Origin of the sequence: Saccharopolyspora kobensis, assembly GCF_900108315.1 — a bacterium.
Lineage (GTDB): Bacteria > Actinomycetota > Actinomycetes > Mycobacteriales > Pseudonocardiaceae > Saccharopolyspora > Saccharopolyspora kobensis.
On the sequence record NZ_FNVB01000012.1, the window covers coordinates 35622 to 57611 of the forward strand.

The window sequence follows — 21990 nt, forward strand, 5'->3', positions numbered from 1 at the left end:
TTCCCGGTACGCCGGCGGTTCAGCGGGTCAGCTGTACTGGACCTGGACCTCCTTGATGCCGTTGAGCCAGCCGGAGCGCAGGCGGCGGGGGTCGCCGACGCGCTTGATGTCCGGCATCTGATCGGCGATCGCGTTGAAGATCAGGTCGATCTCCAGGCGAGCCAGGTTGGCACCGAGGCAGAAGTGCGCGCCGGTACCGCCGAACCCGACGTGCGGGTTCGGGTCGCGGGTGATGTCGAAGCGCTCCGGCTCGTCGAAGACCTCCGGGTCGAAGTTCGCCGAGCTGTAGAACAGCCCCACCCGCTGGCCCTGCTTGATCGGCACCCCGCCGAGCTCGGTGTCGGCGAGGGCGGTGCGCTGGAACGACACCACCGGAGTCGCCCACCGGACGATCTCATCGGCCGTCGTCTTCGGCCGCTGCTCCTTGTACAGCTCCCACTGGTCGGGGTTGTCCAGGAAGGCCAGCATGCCGTGGGTGATCGCGTTGCGGGTGGTCTCGTTGCCCGCCACCGCCAGCAGGATCGCGAAGAAGCCGAACTCGTCGGAGGTCAGCGCGGTGCCGTCGATGTCGGCGTGCACGAGCTTGGTCACGATGTCGTCCATCGGGCAACCGCGCCGCTCTTCGGCCATGTTGCTGAAGTAGCCGAGGATCTCGGCCGCGGCGACGTCGGGCTGCACGCCGTACTCGGGGTCGTCGTAGCCGATCATCTGGTTGGACCAGTCGAAGATCTCCTTGCGGTGCTCCTGGGGCACGCCGAGCAGCTCGGCGATCGCCTGCAGCGGCAGTTCGCAGGCCACGTCCGTGACGAAGTCGCCGCTGCCGTTCTCGCGGGCCTCGGCGACGATGCGCTGCGCCCGTGCCTGCAGCGTCGCTTCCAGGGTCTTGATGGCGCGCGGCGTGAACCCGCGCTGCACGATCTGGCGCAGCTTGGTGTGCTGCGGCGGATCCATGTTGATCATGATGAACCGCTGCAGCTCGATCTGCTCGCGGGTCATGCTGTCGTTGAACCGGATGATCGCGGTGTTCTCCCTGGTCGAGAACACGTCGGAACGCCGGGAGACCTCCTTGACGTCGGCGTGCTTGCTGACCACCCAGAAACCACCGTCGTCGAAGCCACCGCACCGGTCGGGCTGTTCGTTCCACCACACCGGCGCGGTGCTGCGGAGCTCGGCGAACTCGGCCAGCGGTAGCCGTTCGGCGAGCAGATCGGGATCGGTGAAGTCGAAGCCCTCCGGAATGCGCGGCGCGACCACGGCTACCTCCTACGCGGGAATCCGATCAAGAAATGAAACGAGTTCTACGCTAGAGAGAAGCACATTCGGCGGGTTCAGTAAACCCCTGTAACTCGGCCCGAATCGAGCAAGGTTCAGGTTTTTCGAACAAGTCCACCCGGACGCCTTGTCGGCCAACAGGAACGTGTTCTAATTTTGATCGACGATGCCGTCCGAAGGGAGTACCTGGTGGGCAACCCGGTGATCGTGGACGCGGTCCGCACCCCGATCGGCAAGCGCCGCGGCCGGCTCTCCGGCCTGCACGCGGCCGAGATCCTCGGCGCGGCCCAACGCGGCCTGCTCGACCGCGCCGGTATCGACGCCGCCGAAGTCGACCAGGCGATCGGCGGCTGCGTGACCCAGGCGGGCGAGCAGTCGAACAACATCACCCGCACCGCCTGGCTGCACTCCGGCCTGCCGCACCAGGTCGGCTGCACCACCGTCGACGCCCAGTGCGGCTCGGCGCAGCAGGCCACGCACCTGATCGCCGGGCTGATCGCCACCGACGCCGTGCGCGTCGGGATCTCCTGCGGCGTCGAGGCGATGAGCCGGGTGCCGCTGCGCAGCAACCTCGGCACGGACGTCGGCACGCCGCGCCCGGACTCCTGGGACATCGACCTGCCGAACCAGTACCTGGCAGCGGACCGGATCGCGGCCAACCGCGGCCTGAGCCGCGAGGACATCGACGCCTTCGGCCTGCGCTCACAAGAGCGCGCCCAGACCGCGTGGCGGGAGGGCCGCTTCGACCGCGAGATCGTCCCGGTGCAGGTGCCCGACGGTGAACCGGTCACTCGCGACGAAGGCCTGCGCGAGACCAGCATGCAGGCCCTCGGCGGGCTGAAACCCGTTCTGGAGGACGGGTTGCACACGGCGGGCACGTCCTCGCAGATCTCCGACGGAGCGGCCGCGGTGCTGCTGGCCGACGCCGACCGCGCGGCCGAGCTGGGCCTGCGCCCCCGCGCCCGCATCGTCGCGCAGTGCCTGGTGGGCGGCGAGCCCTACTACCACCTGGACGGGCCGGTGCAGGCCACGCAGCGGGTGCTGGAGCTCAGCGGGATGAAGATCGGCGACATCGACCTTTTCGAGGTCAACGAGGCGTTCGCCTCGGTGGTGCTCTCGTGGGCGGCGGTGCACGAGCCGGACCTGGACCGGGTCAACGTCAACGGCGGCGCGATCGCGCTCGGCCACCCGGTCGGCAGCACCGGAGCGCGCCTGATCACCACGGCCCTGCACGAACTCGAACGCAGCGACGCCAGCACGGCCCTGATCACCATGTGCGCAGGCGGAGCACTCGCCACCGCGACCATCATCGAACGCCTCCGCTGAACCTCCGTGAGTGTTTTGGGGTGTCCTAGCGCCCCAAAACACTCACGGAAGCCGACGTGCCAGGCGGAACCCGAGGTCCTCGACGCGGAACGTCGGGTGGCTCTTGCGGCGGCAGGACGCCCGGCAAGCGCGCGGCGGGTCGAACGCGCCTCCACCGCGGAACACCCGGTACGGGCCGTAGCGGCGCGGGTCGTAGCGGTCCCAGCACCACTCCCAGACGTTGCCGATCATGTCGTGGAAGCCCCACGCATTCGGCGCCCTGGTCGCGACGTCGTGGACCCGCTCCCCCGAGTTCCCGCGATACCAGGCGATTTCGTCCAGCTCGCCGTAGCGGACGCCGGAGCTCCCGGCCCGGCACGCGTGCTCCCACTCCGCCTCGGACGGCAGGCGGAAGCCGTCGGCCGCCCAGTCGCAGAGCACGCCCACTCCGTCGGCATCGTCGCTGGTCGAGTAGCACGGTGCGAGGCCCGAGTCCCGCGAGAGCCGGTTGCAGAACTCGATCGCGTCGAGCCACGACACCTCGGTCATCGGTGTGCGCGGTGAATTCGTTTCTGCTGCGCGGAGAACAGCGTGGTAATCCGCGCGGGTCACCGGTTGCGGGGCCAGCTGGAAGGCCTCGACATCGACCTGCCAGCTGGTCTTCGCACCTTCGTCCCGCAGCGCGATCCGGCCCGCCGGGACGTCGATCACGCGTTCAGGCGGGCGTCGAGCGCGGGCAGGTCGGGCAGGAACCAGACGTGCTTGGCCCGGTTCGACTCGCGGACCAGCGCGCGCAGCGCCGAGCTGGACTCCAGGTGCTCCGAGATGTCGCCGATGATCGCCAGCTTCACGTGGTAGTTGACGAACTTCTGCATCACTTCACCGGCGAAACCGCTGCTCAGCTTGAAGAACCGCGCGTCGAGCCGGGAGACGGGCAGCGCGACCAGATCACCGCCGTAGGACGCGCCGATGAGGTCCAGCGCGTCCTGAACGGTCGCGACCTCCGGCCCGTCGGCGTCGCACACCAGCACCTGCACGCCGGCCCGTTCCTGCATCACGTCAGCCATTCCCACCCTCCCCTGAGTGCATTCCGCCCTCGATCACGGCCTCCAACAGCCGCAACACCTCGGCGGTGTCCCCGGCACTGCCGAGCACCACGACCTTCAACCGGTGCCGCTCCTCGTCGTAGACGGTCTGAACGCGCAACGGCCGCGACGCCTCGCGCGCGGAGTTGACCCCGGCCAGCACGAGAGTGCCCAGCCGGTCCGCCGACCTCCGGTCGACACCGTCGACCTGCACGATGCTCGACACCTCCACCGAGACAGCGGCCGTCGGAACCGGCGCCTGCTGCCCGGTGAACGCCTCCAGATCGGACCGCGAGATCCGGTACTGCTTCCCGATCCGAACAGCGTTGAGCCGCCCACCGCGGATGTATCCCCGCACCGTGCGCACATGCAGACCGAGCAGGTCAGCAACCTGCTCCACCGAGTACATTTCTTCCTCCATCGTTCCCTAAACGTACCTCATAAGGGGCCGATAGGGTACGTTAAGTGCTGTAAATCGTCGCGACGAGTGAGAGTGACCCGCAGGGGTGATCGATCTAGTCGGCTCGCGAGCCACCCAGGGCACGCCGCAGCGGACGAATCTCATGCAGTCGCACACCGCGCGGGCCACTACGGCACACTGTGCGGGGTGGCGGAAGGCGATGGGGTCCGTACAACGATCGACAAGTCCGTGATCAGGACCAACCTGCAAATCGGCACCATGCATGGCGACATCTCGATGTTGTCCGTTGCTGCCGGTGAGCTGGCGTCGACGGTCCGGCATCTTGCCGGTGAAGTGCGTGCGCTGAGCGCGAAGGAGCTGCGGAGCTGGGGAATTCGCGGCCAGGACGCGCTACCGGTGCGCTGGGATGCCGCTGCGCCGGAACTTGTCGACGACGGGGAGAGTGCGCAGGATGGCGCTGAGCCGGTGTCTCTGGCCGGGCAGTTCGGCTCCATCCTGACGACCTTCGAGGCTGTCGGATCGAGGCGGTTGATCATCCTGGGGCGGGCAGGTGCCGGCAAGACGGTGCTGGCCCATCGCTTGATCCTCGACTTGATCGAGGACAGCGGTGCGCCGCACACCGGCCCGGTACCGGTGCTGTTCAGCCTCAGCGACTGGGATCCCGAGACCGATCTGGCGAGCTGGTTGACCGGGCGCCTGGTCCGCGACTTCCCGTTCCTCGACACCAAGGATTCCACCACCGGAAAGCGGCTGGCCGAAGTGTTCGTCGACCGAGGCCTGGTGCTACCCGTGCTGGACGGCTTCGACGAACTCCCCGAAATGCGCTACCGGGATGCGGTCAAGCAGATCAGCGCACTCGACCTTCCATTGGTCGTCACCAGCCGGCCGGAGCAGTACGCCGAGGCTGCCCGCCGAGTCAGGCCCATCGGCGGCGCCGCGGCCGTTCAACTCGAAGACCTCACCCTCGACCAAGCCCAGCGCTACTTGCGCCAGAACACCAGCAAGCTCCGCGCTCCGGCGTGGGATGCGGTGTTCCGTCAGCTCCGGACCGCTCCCGAGGAACCCACGAGCCGGAGCGTGGCGTCGGTGTTGACCACGCCGTTGATGGTGATGCTGACTCGCACCGTCTACAACGACGACGGCCCGAACCGCGACCCTCGCGAACTCCTCGACATCGCGCGCTTTCCCACCACCACGGTTTTGCAGGACCACCTGCTGGATGCCTACTTGGCGAGCGTCTACACCCGCCAGGCTCCAGGGCCGCGCAACGGACGACGTCCAAACTGGACTCCTGATCAAGCCCGCCGCTGGCTCGGCCACCTCGCCACCCACCTTCAGAACCGCAAAACCCACGATCTCACCTGGTGGCAAGTACCCAGCACCCTGAACCGTCAGACCAGAATTCTCTTCACCACAGCCATCGTCACCAGCGCGGTCGGGTTCGTGACCGGGCTCGTGGCCGGGCTCCTGACCGGAATGGTGGACGGGATCGTGCACGGGTTTTGGGACGGACTCAGGGACGGGATCCTGACCGGGATCGCGCTCGGGCCCGCGACCGGGCTGGCAAGCGGACTCATTAACGAAAGACAATTTTCGCAATGGCATTCGCGACGTCAACCCGAACGACTCCACCTCAGAGCTCCCCGCCAGGATCGACGACCACGCTCTCGATCGGCACCTCTGAGAAAGTTGGCATCCGAGTTCAACAACGGACTGCTGTTCGGGCTCGCGCTCGGGCTCGTGTTCGGGTCGGTGTTCGGGCCCGGGTACGGGCTCGCGCTTGGCAGCGCGCTTGGGATCGTGCTTGGTACCGCGAACTTCGTCGTGTCAGCACTCGGAGACACCTATGATCCGCACGCCACTGACCCGTGGACGCTCTTGAATCTGGATCGGAAGATCACACTCATCCGAATGGCCATCGCGGTGATACTCATAGGCACTGTTTTCGCAGTCATGACCTTGTACAGATTCGGGCCCGAGCTCGAAAGGAACTTCGCCTTGTACGTGCCGGCTCTCCTGCCGTTCGCGCTACTCGCCGGAGTAGTTCGGTTGACGTTCTCGGCGTGGGGGACATGGGTGATGTTCGTGCGCCTGTGGCTGCCGCTGACGCGCCGATTGCCGTGGCGGCCGAAGCTCTTCATCGAGGACGCCCACGAGCGGGGCGTCCTGCGCACAGCAGGCTCGGCCTACCAGTTCCGCCACGCCCGGCTACGCGACCGTCTCGCTCAGTGGCACCGAAACTAGCTCGACGCACCGCCTCGCGGTCCAGCAGCCCAAAGCCCCCGTGAGTGCTTTGTGGGGTTATAGAACCACAAAGCACTCACGGGGCCTGGGCGGTCGTTACATCCAGTCGTCCGGGTGGAGGCCGGTCAGGAAGGCTTCGAGGTCTGGCGGCGGTGGCTGGGACGTCGGGCCGAGGCCTGCGTAGGCGCCCTTGTAGAACAGGAGCGGGCGTTCCGGGCTTGTCTCACCCAGTGTTTCGACTCGGCCGATCACGATGTAGTGGTCGCCCGCTTCGTGCACGGTCTCGATGGTGCAGTCGATCCAGGTCAGGGCGCCCGTCAGCACCGGCGCACCCGACGGGGCCGGGGTCCAGGACACCTCGGCGAACTTGTTCTCGCCGCTTCGGCCGAACACGGTGCTCACCGGCAGCTGGGATTCCGACAGCACGTTCGCGCAGAAGCGGCCCGCTCGCTCCAGCGCCGGCCAGGCCCGGGAGGTTCGGGCCGGGCAGAACAGGACCAGGGGCGGGTCCAGGGACAGCGCGGCGAAGGACTGGCAGGCGAAGCCCACCGGTCGGTCGCCGTCCATCCCGGTGATCACCGCGACTCCGGTGCCGAAGTGCCCGAGGACGCGCCGGAACGCCGCCTGGTCCACCGCCAGCTGTCCGACGCTCATCGGGAGCCGACGCTGAAGTCGTGGCCCCAGAGGCTGACCGCCGTGCTCTCGCGGGCGATCCAGTCCTCGTCGTCGACCTGGCGGCCTTCGCAGCCGAACTCCACGTCGAAGCCGCCGGGGGTCTTCATGTAGAACGACAGCATCAGGTCGTTGACGTGCCTGCCCAGCGTCGCCGCCAGCGGGACCTTCCGCCGCTGCGCGCGGTCCAGGGTCAGGCCCACGTCGTCGACGTCGGCCACCTCGACCATCAGGTGCACGATGCCGCTGGGCGTGGGCATCGGCAGGAACGCCAGGCTGTGGTGGCGCGGGTTGCAGCCGAAGAAGCGCAGCCAGGCCGGGTCGCCGTCGGCCGGGCGGCCGACCAGCTCCGGGGCCAAGCGCATCGAGTCGCGCAGCCGGAAGCCCAGCACGTCGCGGTAGAAGTGCAGCGCGGCCTCGTCGTCGTGCGTGGACAGCACCACGTGGCCGAGGCCCTGCTCCTCGGTGACGAACCGGTGCCCGTACGGGCTGACCACCCGGCGGTGCTGCAGCGCCACCCCGTGGAAGACCTCCAGGCCGTTGCCGGACGGGTCGGCGAAGCGGATCAGGCCGTTGACCCGGCGGTCCGCGAGCTCTTCGGCGGTGCCTTCCTTGTACGGGACGCCTGCCGATTCCAGTCGCTGCCTGACCTCGTCGAGTTCGGCCTCGGTGGCGACCTCCCAGCCGGAGGACTCCAGCCGGTCCTGCTCGCCCGGCAGGATCACCAGCCGGGCCGGGAAGTCGTCCATCCGCAGGTAGAGCGCGTCCGGGTTCGAGCCGCTGCCCTCGACCATGCCGAGCACTTTCAAGCCGTACACGCGCCACGCCTCGACGTCGGTTGCTTCGATGCGCAGGTAGCCGAGCGAACGAATGCCCACGGCGGTCCTCCTCCCACGGCCAAGGCTTCAGTCGAGCAGGAAGTCCTTGGCGATCCGGTTGAATTCGGCGAACTTCTCCAGCTGCGCCCAGTGCCCGCAGCGGCCGAACACGTGCAGCTGCGCGCGCGGGATCAGCTTCAGCGCGAGCAACGCGCCGTCCAGCGGGTTGACGCGGTCCTCGCGCCCCCAGACCAGCAGCACCCGCTGCCGCAGCCGGTGCACCTCGCGCCACAGCAAGCCTTCTTCGTAGGTGTCCGGCTGCATGAACGACGCGCCCATGGCGCGCATCGCGGCCAGCGACTCCGGCGAGGCCGCGGCGGCGTAGCGCTCCTCGATCAGCTCCTCGGTGATCAGCGACTGGTCGTAGACCATCGTGCGCAGGAACTCGGCGAGCTTCTCCTTGCTCGGCCCCGGCGGCGCGGCGAAAGCGCTGAGCTTGCGCACGCCTTCGGTGGGATCGGGCGCGAACACGTTCAGGCTCAGCCCACCCGGGCCCATCAGCACCAGCCGCCCGGCGCGATCGGGGTTGTTCAGCGCGAAGCGGACCGCGGTGCCGCCGCCGAGCGAGTTGCCGAGCAGGTGCGCCCGCTCCACTCCGAGCTCGTCGAGCAGTTCGAGCAGCGCCGAGGCGCTGTGGGTGAAGTACTGGCCGTGCTCGGTGGGCTTGTCGGAGCGGCCGAAACCGGGCTGGTCCACGGCGATGGCGCGGAACTCCTCGGCGAACACCGGGATGTTGCGCGCGAAGTTGCTCCACGACGAGGCCCCGGGCCCGCCGCCGTGCAGCATGACCACAGTGGACTGCTGCGGATCGCCCGCCTCGTGGTAGTGCAGCGTCAGCCCGGACGGCAGCTTCGCGGTCCGGCTCGTGCTCTCGAAGGTCGTCATACCATCATGTCCTTGACTGGCTGGCCGAATTCGCCGGAACCGAACATCAGGTAGGCGCGCTCCAGGTCGTTGGCCGCGTGCACGCGGCCGGCGTGGGCGTCGCGCCAGAAGCGCTGGATCGGCGTTCCCGACCACAGCGCGCGGCCACCGGAGTTCTCGAAGAGCCGGTCGACCGCCGAGATCGCCCGCGCCGTTCCGCGCACCTGGTCGCGGCGGGCGCGCAGCCGCAGCGAGAACGGGATCTCCTCACCGGCCTTGGCCAGCTCGTACTCCTCGGCCAGGTTGTTGGTGAGCTGCAGCCAGGCCGCGTCGATCTCGCTGGCCGCCTCGGCGATGCGCACCTTGGCGAACGGGTCCTCCTTGACCTTCTCCCCCGCGAACGCCGCGCGGACCCGCTTGACCTGGTGGTCGACGTGCGCGTCGTAGGCGCCCTGGGCCATGCCGATGATCGGCGCGGTGATCGTCGACGGGTGCACCGTGCCCCACGGCATGCGGTAGAGCGGCGCGGTGTTGATCTCGTGGCCGGGGCACTTGTTCTGCGACATCGCGATGAAGCTCAGCGCCCGGTGCTGCGGGATGAACGCGTTCTCCACCACCACGTCGTTGCTGCCGGTGCCGCGCAGGCCGACGGTGTCCCAGACGTCGTCGATCCGGTAGTCGCCGCGCGGCAGCAGGTAGGTGCAGAAGTCCACCGGCTTGCCGTCGGCGTCCTCGGCCGGGCCGCCGACGAACACCCACGAGGCGTGGTCGCTGCCCGAGGAGAAGCTCCAGCGCCCGTTGAGCAGGTAGCCGCCGTCGACGACCTTCGCCTTGCCCATCGGCGCGTAGGAGGAGGAGATGCGGGTGTTCGGGTCCTCGCCCCAGACGTCCTCCTGCGCCTGCTGCGGGAACAGCGCCAGGTGCCACGGGTGCACGCCGAGGATCGAGGCCACCCAGCCGGTCGACCCGCAGGCGCTGCCCAGGAGTTTGACCGCGGTGTAGAAGTCCAGCGGGTCGGCTTCGCAGCCGCCGTAGCGCTTCGGCTGCAGCAGGCCGAAGAAGCCGATCTCCTGCAGGTCGGCGATGGTCTCGTCCGGGATCCGGCGCAGGTCCTCGGCGCGCTGCGCCCGCTCCCGCAGGTCCGGCAGCAGTCCCCGCACCCGTTCCACGACTGCTCGACTGTCGTTCATCGGCGCTCCCGTTTCCGCACAGGCTAGAACATGTTCTCGTTGGTTGTCGATGGGTCCGTCTTGTTCTTTGTCTTGAAACGCCGGAGGCGTTCAGCCCGCCCTCGGCGCTTGCACCGCCACCGGCACCGCGCAGAACGAGTTCGTCAGACTTTTCTCCGCAGCTCCAGAGCGATGTCGATGAGCTGGTCCTCCTGGCCGCCCACGAGCTTCCGCTCGCCCGCCTTGACCAGCAGCTCCGCTTCGCTGACGCCGTAGCGCTCGGCTTGCCGGGCGGCGTGCTTGAGGAAGCTGGAGTACACCCCGGCGTAGCCCATCATCAGCGCCGAGCGGTCCAGCAGGCACTCCTCCGGCATCGCCGGGCGCACCACGTCCTCGGCGGCGTCGGCGATGGCGAAGAAGTCGATCCCGGTGCGGATGCCGAGCTTGTCGCACACCCCGACGAACGCCTCGACGGGCGTGTTGCCCGCACCGGCGCCGAAACGCCTCGCGCTGCCGTCGATCTGCACCGCACCGGCCCGTGCCGCGGCGACCGAGTTGGCCACCGCGACACCGAGGTTCTCGTGCCCGTGGAAGCCGATCTGCGCCTCGTCGCCCACTTCCGCGACCAGCGCCGCGACCCGGTCGGCGACCTGCTCCAGCACCAGCGCTCCCGCCGAATCCACGACGTAGACGCACTGGCAGCCGGCGTCGACCATGATCCGCGCCTGGGATGCCAGCACCTCCGGAGGCTGGGAGTGCGCCATCATCAGGAACCCGACGGTCTCCAGGCCGAGCTCGCGGGCCAGCCCGAAGTGCTGCTCGGAAACGTCGGCCTCGGTGCAGTGGGTGGCGATCCGGCACACCGAGGCGCCGTTGTCGCGGGCCACCGCGATGTCGTCCTTGACGCCGACGCCGGGCAGCATCAGCACCGCGATCTTGGCCCGTTGCGCGGTTTCCGCGGCGATGGTGATGAGTTCCTGCTCCGGTGTGCGGGAGAAGCCGTAGTTGAACGACGAACCACCGAGTCCGTCGCCGTGGGTCACCTCGATCACCGGCACGCCCGCGCCGTCCAGCGCGGTGACGATGTCGCGCACCTCGGTCGCGGTGAACTGGTGGCGCTTGTGGTGCGATCCGTCGCGCAGCGAGGTGTCGGTGATGCGCAGGTCCAGCGCGTCCGAGAAGGTCCTGTTCATCGCACTGCCTCCTGCTGCACGAGCTGCTCGCCGACCCGCACCGCGGCGGCGGTCATGATGTCGAGGTTCCCGGAGTACGGCGGCAGGAAGTCGCCCGCGCCCTCGACCTCCACGAAGATCGCCACCCGCGCCATGCCGCCGGTGGCCGTCGACGGCGGGTCGAACTGCGGCTCCACCAGCAGCCGGTAGCCGGGGACGTACTCGGCGATCTCGGCGGCCATCCTGGTGATGGAGTCGGCGATCGCGTCGGTGTCGGCATCGGCCGGGATCGCGCAGAAGATGGTGTCGCGCATGATCACCGGCGGGTCGGCCGGGTTGAGCACGATGATCGCCTTGCCGCGCCGCGCGCCGCCCAGCACCTCGATCCCGGCACTGGTGGTGCGGGTGAACTCGTCGATGTTCGCCCTGGTGCCGGGGCCTGCCGACACCGACGCCACCGAGGCGACGATCTCGGCGTACTCGACGGGCACCACCCGCGAAACGGCGTGCACCATCGGGATGGTGGCCTGCCCGCCGCAGGTGATCAGGTTCAGGTTGGGCGCGTCGAGGTGCTGGTCGAGGTTCACCGGCGGCACCACGTACGGCCCGACCGCGGCCGGGGTGAGGTCGACGGCGCGGATGCCGGCCTCGGCGTAGCGGGGCGCGTTGGCCCGGTGCACGCCCGCCGAGGTGGCCTCGAAGACGATGTCGGGCCGGTGGTTCTCCAGCAGCCAGTCCACGCCCTCGGCGCTGGCTTCCACACCGAGATCGACGGCCCGCTTGAGCCCAGCGCTGCCCGGGTCGATGCCGATCATCCACCTGGGCTCGATGTGCGCGGACCTGGCCAGCTTGTGCAGCAGATCGGTCCCGATGTTACCGGACCCGACGATCGCCGCCGTAGCCTTGCTCATCCCGCCTCCTTCCGAGAAGTTGCTGCTCCGTCACCCGAGGTGGTGTCAATTTCGTACGAGATCGACACCCCTCCCACTTCCGGCGGACCCACGGCCACGCCTGCGCTGGTCAATTTCGTACGGAATTGACGCGGCCCCGCTCACGGGCGGAAATCCAGGGAGACCGAGCCGAGGTCGGTGCCTGCTGTTCGGAAGTCGGCGCGGAAGGTGTCTCCCGGGGTCACGTCGATCGCTCTGGTGCAGGAGCCCGGGAGGACGACGTTGCCCGCTCGGAGGCGGACGCCGTAGGCCGCTACCTTGCGGGCCAGCCAGGCCACCGCCGTCGCCGGGTTCCCCAGCACCGCGTCGGATCGGCCGCGCTCGATCGGCTCGCCGTTGCACAGCAGGGTCGCGTCGATCGCGCGGGGGTCCACGTCGGCCGGGTCGATGCGCTCGGCACCGAGCGCGAAGCCCGCCGACGAGGCGTTGTCGGCGATGGTGTCGACCAGGCTGATCCGCCAGTCGGCGATCCGGCTGTCGATCAGCTCGATCGCGGGCACCAGCGCCTCGGTGCCCGCCAGCACGTCCGCCTCGGTGCACTCGGCGGGCAGGTCGGCGCCGAGCAGGAAGCCGACCTCCACCTCCACCCGCGGCACGCAGTAGCGGCTGATCGAGACGGGTTCGCCCGCGGGCAGCCGCATGCTCGCCAGCAGGTGGCCGTAGTCGGGTTCGGAGACGCCCATCATCTGCTGCATGACCGGCGAGGTCAGGCCGACCTTGTGCCCCACCACGGCTTCGTCGCGGCGCTGCACGTTGATCAGCTGGATCTGGTAGGCGTCCACCGCGTCGAGCTGCGGGTGGGTCTCCACCAGCGGCGGGATCGGGGCGCGGTGCACCTCGGCGTCCCAGAGCCGCTGCGCGATCTCGGTGCGCGCTTCAACGGTCAGCATCGGTCAGCTCCTTCACCGAGTGGAGTCCGGCGCGGCGGCCGGAGAAGACGCAGTCGGCCAGCGACAGGCCGCTGATGTAGGAGTTCGAGCAGATCCCGACCGCCGACCGCCCGGCCGCGAACAGCCCGGCGACCGGGCCGCCGCGCTCGTCGAGCACCTGCCCGGTGTCCTCGTCCACGAGCAGGCCGCCGAGGGTCAGCACCGGGCACGGGTAGGCCGTGCTGGGTCGCACCGAGACGTCCAGCAGCGCGTACGGCGGCTGGTCGAGGACCTGCACGAAGTCCGCCGGTTTGCCCGCGGGATCGGGCTTCCCGTCGCGCGCGGCTTCGTTGTGGGCGTCCACTGTGGCCTTGAGCGCTTCCGGGTCGACGCCCGCCTTGCGCGCCGCGGCTTCGAGCGTGCCACCGGTGGCCGCGGTGGCGAACAGGTATTCCGCCTGCATCCGCTGGAACCACACGGTCTGGGTGCGGATCTGGCGTTTGGCCGCGCTGCGCAGCCGGCTGTCGACCAGCAGCCAGGCACGTCCGCCGTGCTCGTCCACGATCGCCTGACCGTGCGCGGCGCCGTAGCGGGATTCGTCGCCGATGCGCGTGCCGTGCCGGTCGACGAGGAGCCCGGAAAGCAGTGCGCTCGGCGGCGTGATGAACCGCCATGCCGAGACGTGGTCGAGCTTCGCCGCGACACCGCCGACGCTCTCGCCCAGCCGGATGCCGCTGCCGTCGTCGCCCTGCGTTCCCAGCGGGAGCCCGGCCCGGTAGGCCGGTGCGTGCCGCCGCATCATCTCGCGGTTGGACACGAAGCCACCGGCCGCGATCACCACCGCGCGATCGGCGTGGATCCGCAGCGGTTCCGCGCGGCGTTCGAGGCGTTCAGCGCGCCGGTGCAGGCGACGGGCCAGCTTCGGCACGTACAGCCCGGGCTTGGCCGCCACCCGGCTCACCGCGCGGTGCGCGCGAGCTGCTGATCCGGTCAGCCGCTCGCAGTCGACGGCGCAGACCCGGCCGTCGGCGTCGACGACGAGTTCCTTCGCCCGCGTCTGGGTCAGCACCTGCACGCCCGCCCGGCGCACCGCCGCTTCCAGCGCTGCGAAGAGCACCTTGCCCGAGGTACCGCGGCCTTTGGCGCGGTGGCCGCGCGGCGCGGGAGGTGCGGCGTCGCGGAAGCCGCCTGCGGCTTCGCTGCCCGAGTAGTAGAGGTAGTGCCGGTTGCTCGGGTAGGAGGTCTTGTACGGGCACAGGCTGCCTTCGAACGGCACGCCGTGCTGCGCCAACCAGGTGATCATCTCGGTGCTGCCCTCGCAGAAGCGGCGCAGCGTGTCCGCGGAGACCGCGTCGCCGACCTCCTGCCGCAGGTAGGCGAACATCGCCTCGGGCGAATCGGGCACACCGGCGGCGCGCTGCTCCCGCGTCCCGCCCCCGGCGTAGACCACGCCGCCGGACAGCGCGCTCGCGCCGCCACCGCCGAACCGGTCGAGCACCACCACCCGGGCTCCGGCGTGCGCCGCTTCCAGCGCCGCGCAGGCGCCGGCGGCACCGAACCCGATGATCACCACGTCGGCGTGCAACGTGCTGCGCTGGGCCATCGCAACCTCACCAGTTTGGAACAGGTTCTCTTTACGGCTTCGAGCGAACAAGTGCCTGATTTCTGGCTACACCATAGCGCCACTGGCGCAGAAATCTATAACATGTTTCAGTATGGATCGCGAGGTTGGTCGCGAGGAGGTGCGATGACCGCAGACAGGTTCGACGTCGTGGTGGTCGGCAGTGGCGCCGCAGGCATGGCGGCGGCGCTGACCGCAGCGCTGCACGGGCTGGACGCGGTGGTCGTGGACAAGGCCGCCAAGTTCGGCGGTTCCACGGCCAGGTCCGGCGGCGGCGTCTGGATACCCAACAACCACGTCCTGGCCCGGGCGGGCATCACCGACACCCCCGAGGCGGCTCGCAGCTACCTCGCCCACATCGTCGGCGACACCGTGAGCGCCGAGCGGCAGGAGGCGTTCCTGGACGCCGGGCCGCGGATGCTGGCCGAACTGCTGCCGCGCACCCCGCTGCGCATGCGCTGGGTGCCGGGCTACTCCGACTACTACCCGGAAGCGCCCGGTGGCCGGCTCGGCGGGCGGTCCATCGAACCGGCGCCGCTCGACGGCAGGCTGCTCGGCGACCTGCTCGCCGACCTGGAGCCCGACTACGGCAAGGCACCGGCGAACCTGGTGGTCACCCAGGCCGACTTCCGCTGGCTGAACCTGCTCGTCCGCCACCCGCGCGGCCCCGTGCGCGCGGTGCGCGTCGGGCTGCGCTGGCTGCTCGCTCGCGCGCTCCGACGCCGCATGCTCGGCCGCGGCCAGGCGCTGGCCGCCGGGCTGCGGGCCGGGCTGCGCGACGCCGGGGTCCCGGTGTGGCTGAACACGCCGCTGCTCGACCTCCAGCAGGAGGGCGACCGGGTGACCGGCGTGGTCGTGGAACGCGACGGCGAGCGCCGGACGCTGACCGCGCGGCGCGGGATCGTGCTGGCGGCAGGCGGTTTCGAGCACAACGAGGTGATGCGCAAGCAGCACCAGCGCGATCCGATCGGCACCGAGTGGACCGTCGGCGCCAAGGCCAACACCGGCGATGCGATCCTCGCCGCCCAGCGGCTCGGCGCGGCCGTCGAGCTGATGGACGACGCGTGGTGGGGCCCGTCGGTCCCGCTGCCCGGCGGGCCGTGGTTCTGCCTGGCCGAACGCACGCTGCCGGGCTGCATCATGGTCAACGGCCACGGCGAGCGGTTCGCCAACGAGGCCGCGCCCTACGTCGACGCGGTGCACGCGATGTACGGGCCGGGCGACGGGCCGGCGCGCAACATGCCGACCTGGCTGATCGCCGACCAGCGGTACCGGAACCGGTACGTGTTCGCCGGGCTCGGCCCGCGGCAGCCGTTCCCGGGCCGCTGGTACAAGCACGGCGCGATCCAGCGCGCCTCGACCCTGGAGAAGCTGGCCGAGCGCATCGAGGTTCCGGCCGCCGCGCTGCGCCGCACCGTCGAGCGGTTCAACGGGTTCGCGCGCGACGGCGTCGATGCCGACTTCCAGCGCGGCACCAGCGGCTACGACCACTACTACGGAGATCCGCGCAACAAACCCAACCCCAGCCTGGGCGCTCTGGAGGTCGCACCGTTCTACGCGGTGAAGATCGTGCCGGGTGATCTGGGCACCAAGGGCGGGCTGGCCACCGACGTGCACGCACGCGTGCTGCGCGAGGACGGCACGCCCATCGAAGGCCTCTACGCGGCGGGCAACACCAGCGCCGCCGTGATGGGCCACACCTACGCGGGTCCGGGCGCGACGCTCGGCCCGGCGATGACGTTCGGATACCTCGCCGCGCGGCACCTGGCGACCGGCGCGGAACGAGCGGGAGGGACGAGATGACCGCGGCAAGCAACGACGAAGTGCGCACCATCGACGTCGGCACACCACCCACCAGGTTCGCGCGCGGCTGGCACTGCTTCGGCCTCGCCGAGCGGTTCAAGGACGGGCAGCCGCACGCGGTGGAGGCGTTCGGCACGAAACTCGTGGTGTTCCAGGGCGAGGACGGCGCGCTCAACGTGCTCGACGCCTACTGCAGGCACATGGGCGGCGACCTCAGCCAGGGCTCGGTGAAGGGCAACGCGATCGCCTGCCCGTTCCACGACTGGCGCTGGTCGGGCAACGGCCGCTGCGCCGGAATCCCCTACGCCAAGCGGATCCCGCTGCGCGCCCGCACCCGCGCGTGGCTGGCGATGGAGCGCAACAAGCAGCTGTTCGTCTGGAACGACCCGCAGGGCAACCCGCCGCCGGAGCACGTGACCATCCCGGAGCTGCCCGAGGTCGACTCCGGCGAGTGGAGCAACTGGACCTGGGACACCGTGCGCATCGAGGGCTCCCACTGCCGCGAGATCGTGGACAACGTGGTGGACATGGCGCACTTCTTCTACATCCACTTCGCGTTCCCGACGTACTTCAAGAACGTCTTCGAGGGTCACGTCGCCACCCAGTACCTGAACACCAAGGGCAGGCCGGACATCGGCGCGGGCAGCTACTCCGGCGAGGAGAACCAGGTCCGCTCGGAAGCCTCCTACTACGGGCCGTCGTACATGATCGACCGGCTCTGGAACGAGTACAAGGGCTTCACCATCGAGACGATCCTGATCAACTGCCACTACCCGATCACCGCGGACTCCTTCGTGCTGCAGTGGGGCGTGCTGGTCAAGAAGCTGCCCGGGCTCTCCGACGCCGACGCCGACAAGCTGGCCGCCAAGATCGCCAAGAACACCGGCGTCGGGTTCCTGCAGGACGTGGAGATCTGGAAGAACAAGACCCGCATCGACAACCCGCTGCTGTGCGAGGAGGACGGCCCGGTCTACCAGCTGCGCCGCTGGTACGACCAGTTCTACGTGGACGTCGAGGAGGTCACCGAGGACATGGTGGCGCGCTTCGAGTTCGAGGTGGACACCTCGCGCGCCAACGAGGTGTGGGAGCGCGAGGTCGCCGAGAACCTGGCGCGCAAGGAGGCGCAGAGCTGATGTCCGGCTGGGCCAAGGCACCCGACCTCGCCGACCGGCCGCACCAGCGCGCCGCGGTGCGCGAGGGCACGGTCGCCGACCGGGACGCCTACCTGCGCGAGGGTCTGCGCCCGGTCGAGTGCGAGCGGTGCGCGGCTCGGGTGCTGGCGAAGAAGAACAGCCCGCAGCACACCAGCGTGCAGTGGAGCGCCGAGAGCACCCGCCGGTGCGCGGTGTTCGCCTCCCGCGCTCCCGGCGAGGTCGTGGAATCCTGCCCCGACCTGCAGCGCAGCATCGCCGCAGCGGCCGGCGACGGCCGGCTGCCACCGTCCTGACGCAACTTCAACGGAAATCAGGTCCCCGATTTCAATTGAAATCTCCTGGTCGATTTCAATTGAAATCGCGGTGTTCACCCGGAGGAGCCAGTGATGCCTGAACCTGCTCGGTTGCGGGTCGTCGCGGTAGTCGAGGAGACGAGCGAGAGCCGCTCGTTGGTGTTCGAGGCGCCGGAGGACTGGTCCTACCGGCCCGGCCAGTTCCTCACGCTGCGGGTTCCCAGCGACCGCACCGGATCCGTCGCGCGCAGCTACTCGCTGTCCAGCTCGCCGCACGTGGACGACGCGCTGCAGGTCACGGTGAAGCGCGCCGGGTACGCGTCGAACTGGTTGTGCGACAACGTGACCGCGGGGACCGAAGTGGACGTGCTGCCGCCCTCGGGCGCGTTCGTCCCGAGCTCGCTGGACGCCGATGTGCTGCTGCTGGCCGCGGGCAGCGGCATCACACCGGTGATGTCCATCGCGAAGTCCGTGCTGGCGGCGGGCAGCGGGCGGATCGCGCTGATCTACGCCAACCAGCACCAGGACGCGGTCATCTTCGACGCCGAGCTGCGGGAGCTGGTGGCGCGGCACCCGGAGCGCCTGCTGGTCGTGCACTGGCTGGAGTCGGTCCAGGGCCTGCCGACGGCCTCGGCCCTGCGCGAGCTGGCCCGGCCGTTCGCCGATCGCGAGTGCTTCGTGTGCGGGCCGGGCGGCTTCATGGACACCGCCGAGGAAGCGCTGCGCGACCTGGAGATCCCCCGCGCGAGAACCCACATCGAGCGCTTCGTCTCCCTCAAGCGCAACCCGTTCGAGCGCAAGAAGCGCACCGAGCGGATCGCCCCGGAGCAACCAACCGCTGCGGGCACCGAAGCGACGGTCGAGCTCGACCTCGACGGCAAGCACCACAAGCTCCGCTGGCCCCGCCAGCAGCGCCTGCTCGACGTCCTCCTGGACAACGGCGTGGCAGCCCCGTTCTCCTGCCGGGAAGGAGCCTGCAGCGCCTGCGCCTGCCGGATCGACCGGGGCGAGGTCAAGATGCTGCAGAACTCCGTCCTGGAGCAGGAGGACCTGGACGAGGGGATCATCCTCGCCTGCCAAGCCCTCCCCATCACCGACGAGATCCACATCTCCTACGAGTGACCCGGTGAAGGCATCTCCCAGCAACTTGCCTGCCCGGAGGAGCCCTTCACCGGGGTGAGCTCACCCGATCAGGCCGGCGGGACGTTGTGGTTGAGGCGGAAGGTGTTGGCCGGGTCGTGAACCGACTTGAGGGCTCGCAGGCGGGCGTAGTCGGGTGCGTCGTAGGCGGCCCGGACGTCTTCGGGGTTGGCGCTTCCACCGGCCAGGAAGTTGAGGCAGCGGCCTCCGGTGGACCACCGCCGCAGCTCACCCATGACGTTGTCCTGCAGGGTGTTGGCCTCGTCGACCGTGTTCTCGTCGACCTTCGAGTTCAGCCCGAGGACGTAGGCCGCGTCCCGGTTGCCGACGCAGTTGGCGGCGGGCCGGGACAGGGCGCCGCCGAGGTGGCGCACCTCGACCACGCACCGCTGCGGCGCTCCGGGGCCCACCAGGTCCAGCAGGGTCTTGATCGCCGCGTCGTCGAAGTCCCGCAGCATCGCGTTGGTCGACACGTACGGCATCGGCTGCGTCGGGTCGTTGCAGATCGTGCCGGCCTCGCGGTACGGCATCACCCGCACCGAATCGATCAGTCGCGGCCCGACCGCGCGCAGCGGCTCGACCAGCCGCTCCCCCTCCGCCGGGTCACCGGCGTGGGCGATGCGCACGTGCGCGACGTGGCGTCCGCGCAGCGGCTCCGGGAGCACCGGGACGTCCGGGAACGGCACCAGCGCGACCGAGGAGGTCATCTCCTCGGGCAGCTCGCGGGTCCACCGCTGCCAGGTCGTCAGCACGTCCTCGACCTGGTGCGCATCGAAGTACAGCGCCCCGCCGAAGAGCTCCGGCACCGGGAACAGGCCGACCTCCATCCCGGTCACCACCCCGAAGTTGCCGCCCGCACCGCACAGCGCCCAGTGCAGTTCCGGATCGGATTCGGCGGTGACGCGGCGCAGCTGCCCGTCGGCGGTGACGATCTCGACGGCCCGCACGTGGTCGGCCGCGTAGCCGTAGCGCCGGGCGAGGTGGCCCAGCCCGCCGCCGAGCGTGTAGGACACCGCGCCGACGTGCGGCGCACTCCCGGACAGCGGAGCCAACCCGAACTCCGCCGCCGCCTCGACGACGGAGCCCCACTGCACGCCCGCCTCGAACCACGCCGTGCGCCGTTCGGCGTCGATCCGCACCCCGCGCATCCGGCCGGTGGTGATCAGCACTCCGCCCGCCACCTCGGCGGGCACGCCGTGCCCCTGGCTCTGCACAGCGACGGCCAGACCACGACTCGCGGCGAACTCGACGGCGGCCCGCACGTCCTCCGCACCGGTCGCCGCCACGACCACGTCCGGACGGCGCCCCCGGAAGGTCTGGAACCCGGAGACCTCGGCGGCGAAGCGGTCGTCGGTGGGCAGGATGGCGGTGCTCAGCGCGGAGAACTCGTTCATGCCGACGACCCTATTACGCTTTCCGGACAGTTCCTGTCCTAAAAGCAGGGATAATGGTCGCGCCCTCGTACCGAGTCCTGCTCAACCGCACACCAGGGGACCGCGATGCAACCCAGCCGCAAGAAACCGCACGCGAGATCGATCCGGAACGCCGAAGAACGCGGAGAGGCGGCGCAGCACACCTTGCCCGCGCGGTTGTTCCGGTTGTTGTCGTTGCTGCAGAGCAGGCGCGAGTGGTCCGGCGCCGAGCTCGCCGACCGGCTGGAGGTCACCGGGCGGACCGTGCGGCGGGATGTCGAGCGGTTGCGGGAGCTCGGCTACCCGGTGTCCTCGACGACGGGGACCGCGGGCGGGTACCGGCTGGCCTCCGGCAAGAACCTGCCGCCGCTGCTGCTCGACGACGACGAGGCCGTGGCGGTGGCCGCCGGGCTGCTCACCGCCGCCAGCGGGAGCGTCACCGGCATCGAGGAGAGCTCGATCCGCGCGCTGGCCAAGCTGGAGCAGGTGCTCCCGTCCCGGCTGCGCAGCCGGGTGGCGGCGGTTTCCGGGGCGACCGTGCCGATGGTGGTGCGCGACGGTCCGCAGGTCGACGCCGCGACGCTGGCCACCGCCGCAGCCGCCTGCCGGGACCGCGAAGTCCTGTCCTTCGACTACGTCAAGCGCGACGGCACGGCGCAACCCCGCCGGGTGGAGCCGCACAGCCTGGTCGCCGTGGTCGGCCGGTGGTACCTGATCGCCTTCGATTCGGGGCGCGACGACTGGCGAACCTTCCGCGTCGACCGCATGCACGGCCTGCTGGCCACCGGCCGCCGCTTCGAGCCGCGCGAGCTGCCCGCCGCCGACGCCGCGGACTACCTCCGCCGCTCCATCGCCGACGCGCCTTACCGCTACACCGCGCGGGTTGCGGTGCGAGCACCCGCGGAGTCGGTGCGCGAACACCTGCACCCGCTGCTGCCGGCGCGGGTGTCCGCGACCGGCGTCGACAGTTGCGCAGTCGAGCTCGGCGAGGACTCGTTGTCCGAGTTCACCCGGCACATCACCGCGCTGGCCACGCTCGGCGCCGAGTTCACCGTCGAGGCCTCCGACGAGCTGCGGGAGCAGGTGCGCGCCGCCCTGCGCCGAGGGCTCGACGCGCTGGCCTGACGCCCGGCGGCTCCGCCATCCGCGCAGAATTCGCCCAAGAGGCCGACCGTTTGCACCTTTTCTTCGAGCCCATCTCAGCCGACGTGAAGTCCTGAGAGCACGATGATCAGGAGCGAAACAATGGGTGTCAGCGGCGTACTCCAGGGCCACCACGCAGTAACCCGAACCTGGACCACACCGCCCCGCAAGTGGACCACCGTCCCGCGCATGGACGAATGCCCGCAGGGCGGCGGCCACGCCCCGATCCCGAAGCAGGGCGGTGGTCTGGTCTGCATCAAGTGCGGCCGGCCCTGCTAGCCGGGCCGGTGCAGCAGCGCACCGAGCACCCGATGCTGCGCGGAACGGGCTTCGTGTTCGAGGAACCCGGTGCCGGGTGCTGGACGTCGTCCGGCGCACCGCCCGCGGTCTGGAGGCCCTGACCGGCATGTCGAACGCGGAGCTGGTGGTCAGCGCGCGCGGTGAAGAGCCACGTCAGCAACGCGCAGGCCGAGATCGGCCTGCGGGGCCGGATCCACGCGGTCTGTGGATCCGGTCTCGTCCA

At 69.9% G+C, this 21990-nt stretch carries 20 protein-coding genes; 7 read left to right on the forward strand and 13 right to left on the reverse strand.

What is annotated here, in order from left to right:
• Positions 1-27 precede the first annotated feature (27 nt).
• Entirely contained in the window at positions 28-1254 is a 1227-nt protein-coding gene (locus C4T78_RS32085; RefSeq protein WP_093358042.1) for a cytochrome P450, read from the reverse strand.
• Positions 1255-1461: 207 nt separating this feature from the next.
• On the opposite strand from C4T78_RS32085, the gene C4T78_RS32090 reads away from it, so the two are divergent.
• Positions 1462-2598, forward strand: coding sequence for a steroid 3-ketoacyl-CoA thiolase (locus C4T78_RS32090; protein ID WP_093358081.1), 1137 nt, complete (start codon positions 1462-1464; stop codon positions 2596-2598).
• A gap of 42 nt (positions 2599-2640) precedes the next feature.
• Here the strand turns inward: C4T78_RS32090 and C4T78_RS32095 are convergent, their stop codons facing one another.
• Genes C4T78_RS32095 through C4T78_RS32105 form a run of 3 tightly spaced genes read right to left on the reverse strand, consistent with a single transcriptional unit; the run spans position 2641 to position 4083 of the window.
• Complete coding sequence (locus C4T78_RS32095) at positions 2641-3288, reverse strand: formylglycine-generating enzyme family protein (RefSeq protein ID WP_093358041.1); 648 nt, start codon at positions 3286-3288, stop codon at positions 2641-2643.
• Complete coding sequence (locus C4T78_RS32100; protein ID WP_093358040.1) at positions 3285-3644, reverse strand: DUF4180 domain-containing protein; 360 nt, start codon at positions 3642-3644, stop codon at positions 3285-3287. The genes C4T78_RS32095 and C4T78_RS32100 overlap by 4 nt, the downstream gene beginning before the upstream one ends.
• Entirely contained in the window at positions 3637-4083 is a 447-nt protein-coding gene (locus C4T78_RS32105; protein WP_235863864.1) for a helix-turn-helix domain-containing protein, read from the reverse strand. The genes C4T78_RS32100 and C4T78_RS32105 overlap by 8 nt, the downstream gene beginning before the upstream one ends.
• 186 nt (positions 4084-4269) lie before the next feature.
• On the opposite strand from C4T78_RS32105, the gene C4T78_RS36210 reads away from it, so the two are divergent.
• Positions 4270-6327: an NACHT domain-containing protein gene (locus C4T78_RS36210; RefSeq protein ID WP_177247806.1), complete on the forward strand. Its 2058-nt coding sequence runs from the start codon at positions 4270-4272 to the stop codon at positions 6325-6327.
• 96 nt (positions 6328-6423) lie between these two features.
• Here C4T78_RS36210 and hsaB read toward each other — a convergent pair whose 3' ends face one another.
• From hsaB to C4T78_RS32150, 8 genes are all read right to left on the reverse strand, one after another.
• Positions 6424-6981 carry a 3-hydroxy-9,10-secoandrosta-1,3,5(10)-triene-9,17-dione monooxygenase reductase subunit gene (gene hsaB / locus C4T78_RS32115; RefSeq protein WP_093358037.1) on the reverse strand — a complete coding sequence of 186 codons (558 nt, stop codon included), beginning with the start codon at positions 6979-6981 and terminating at the stop codon, positions 6424-6426.
• A complete protein-coding gene (hsaC, locus tag C4T78_RS32120) occupies positions 6978-7877 on the reverse strand; it encodes an iron-dependent extradiol dioxygenase HsaC (protein ID WP_093358036.1) in 900 nt (299 codons plus the stop codon). Before hsaC ends, hsaB begins: the two co-directional genes overlap by 4 nt.
• 27 nt (positions 7878-7904) lie before the next feature.
• The gene (gene hsaD, locus C4T78_RS32125; RefSeq protein WP_093358035.1) at positions 7905-8762 is read right to left on the reverse strand and encodes a 4,5:9,10-diseco-3-hydroxy-5,9,17-trioxoandrosta-1(10),2-diene-4-oate hydrolase; all 858 of its coding nucleotides are present in this window, start codon (positions 8760-8762) and stop codon (positions 7905-7907) included.
• On the reverse strand, positions 8759-9931 hold the full coding sequence (hsaA, locus tag C4T78_RS32130; RefSeq protein ID WP_093358034.1) for a 3-hydroxy-9,10-secoandrosta-1,3,5(10)-triene-9,17-dione monooxygenase oxygenase subunit: 1173 nt from the start codon (positions 9929-9931) through the stop codon (positions 8759-8761). The genes hsaD and hsaA overlap by 4 nt, the downstream gene beginning before the upstream one ends.
• A gap of 143 nt (positions 9932-10074) precedes the next feature.
• On the reverse strand, positions 10075-11103 hold the full coding sequence (gene dmpG / locus C4T78_RS32135) for a 4-hydroxy-2-oxovalerate aldolase (RefSeq protein WP_093358033.1): 1029 nt from the start codon (positions 11101-11103) through the stop codon (positions 10075-10077).
• On the reverse strand, positions 11100-11993 hold the full coding sequence (locus tag C4T78_RS32140; protein WP_093358032.1) for an acetaldehyde dehydrogenase (acetylating): 894 nt from the start codon (positions 11991-11993) through the stop codon (positions 11100-11102). The genes dmpG and C4T78_RS32140 overlap by 4 nt, the downstream gene beginning before the upstream one ends.
• 140 nt (positions 11994-12133) lie before the next feature.
• Positions 12134-12922 (reverse strand): 2-keto-4-pentenoate hydratase, encoded by a 789-nt coding sequence (locus C4T78_RS32145; protein WP_093358080.1) that lies wholly within the window; start codon positions 12920-12922, stop codon positions 12134-12136.
• On the reverse strand, positions 12909-14504 hold the full coding sequence (locus C4T78_RS32150; RefSeq protein ID WP_093358031.1) for an FAD-binding protein: 1596 nt from the start codon (positions 14502-14504) through the stop codon (positions 12909-12911). The genes C4T78_RS32145 and C4T78_RS32150 overlap by 14 nt, the downstream gene beginning before the upstream one ends.
• 144 nt (positions 14505-14648) lie before the next feature.
• On the opposite strand from C4T78_RS32150, the gene kstD reads away from it, so the two are divergent.
• The 4 genes from kstD (at position 14649) to C4T78_RS32170 (ending at position 18894) form a co-directional block, all read left to right on the forward strand.
• Complete coding sequence (kstD, locus tag C4T78_RS32155; protein ID WP_093358030.1) at positions 14649-16325, forward strand: 3-oxosteroid 1-dehydrogenase; 1677 nt, start codon at positions 14649-14651, stop codon at positions 16323-16325.
• The gene (locus C4T78_RS32160; protein ID WP_093358029.1) at positions 16322-17458 is read left to right on the forward strand and encodes a 3-ketosteroid-9-alpha-monooxygenase, oxygenase component; all 1137 of its coding nucleotides are present in this window, start codon (positions 16322-16324) and stop codon (positions 17456-17458) included. Before kstD ends, C4T78_RS32160 begins: the two co-directional genes overlap by 4 nt.
• Positions 17458-17772, forward strand: coding sequence for a hypothetical protein (locus tag C4T78_RS32165; protein WP_093358028.1), 315 nt, complete (start codon positions 17458-17460; stop codon positions 17770-17772). Before C4T78_RS32160 ends, C4T78_RS32165 begins: the two co-directional genes overlap by 1 nt.
• Before the next feature lie 93 nt (positions 17773-17865).
• Positions 17866-18894: a ferredoxin--NADP reductase gene (locus C4T78_RS32170; protein WP_093358027.1), complete on the forward strand. Its 1029-nt coding sequence runs from the start codon at positions 17866-17868 to the stop codon at positions 18892-18894.
• 68 nt (positions 18895-18962) lie between these two features.
• Here the strand turns inward: C4T78_RS32170 and C4T78_RS32175 are convergent, their stop codons facing one another.
• Positions 18963-20306, reverse strand: a complete 1344-nt coding sequence (locus tag C4T78_RS32175; RefSeq protein ID WP_093358026.1) for an FAD-binding oxidoreductase — start codon at positions 20304-20306, stop codon at positions 18963-18965.
• Between the two features lie 105 nt (positions 20307-20411).
• On the opposite strand from C4T78_RS32175, the gene C4T78_RS32180 reads away from it, so the two are divergent.
• Entirely contained in the window at positions 20412-21449 is a 1038-nt protein-coding gene (locus tag C4T78_RS32180) for a helix-turn-helix transcriptional regulator (protein WP_093358025.1), read from the forward strand.
• The last annotated feature ends 541 nt before the right edge of the window (positions 21450-21990 follow it).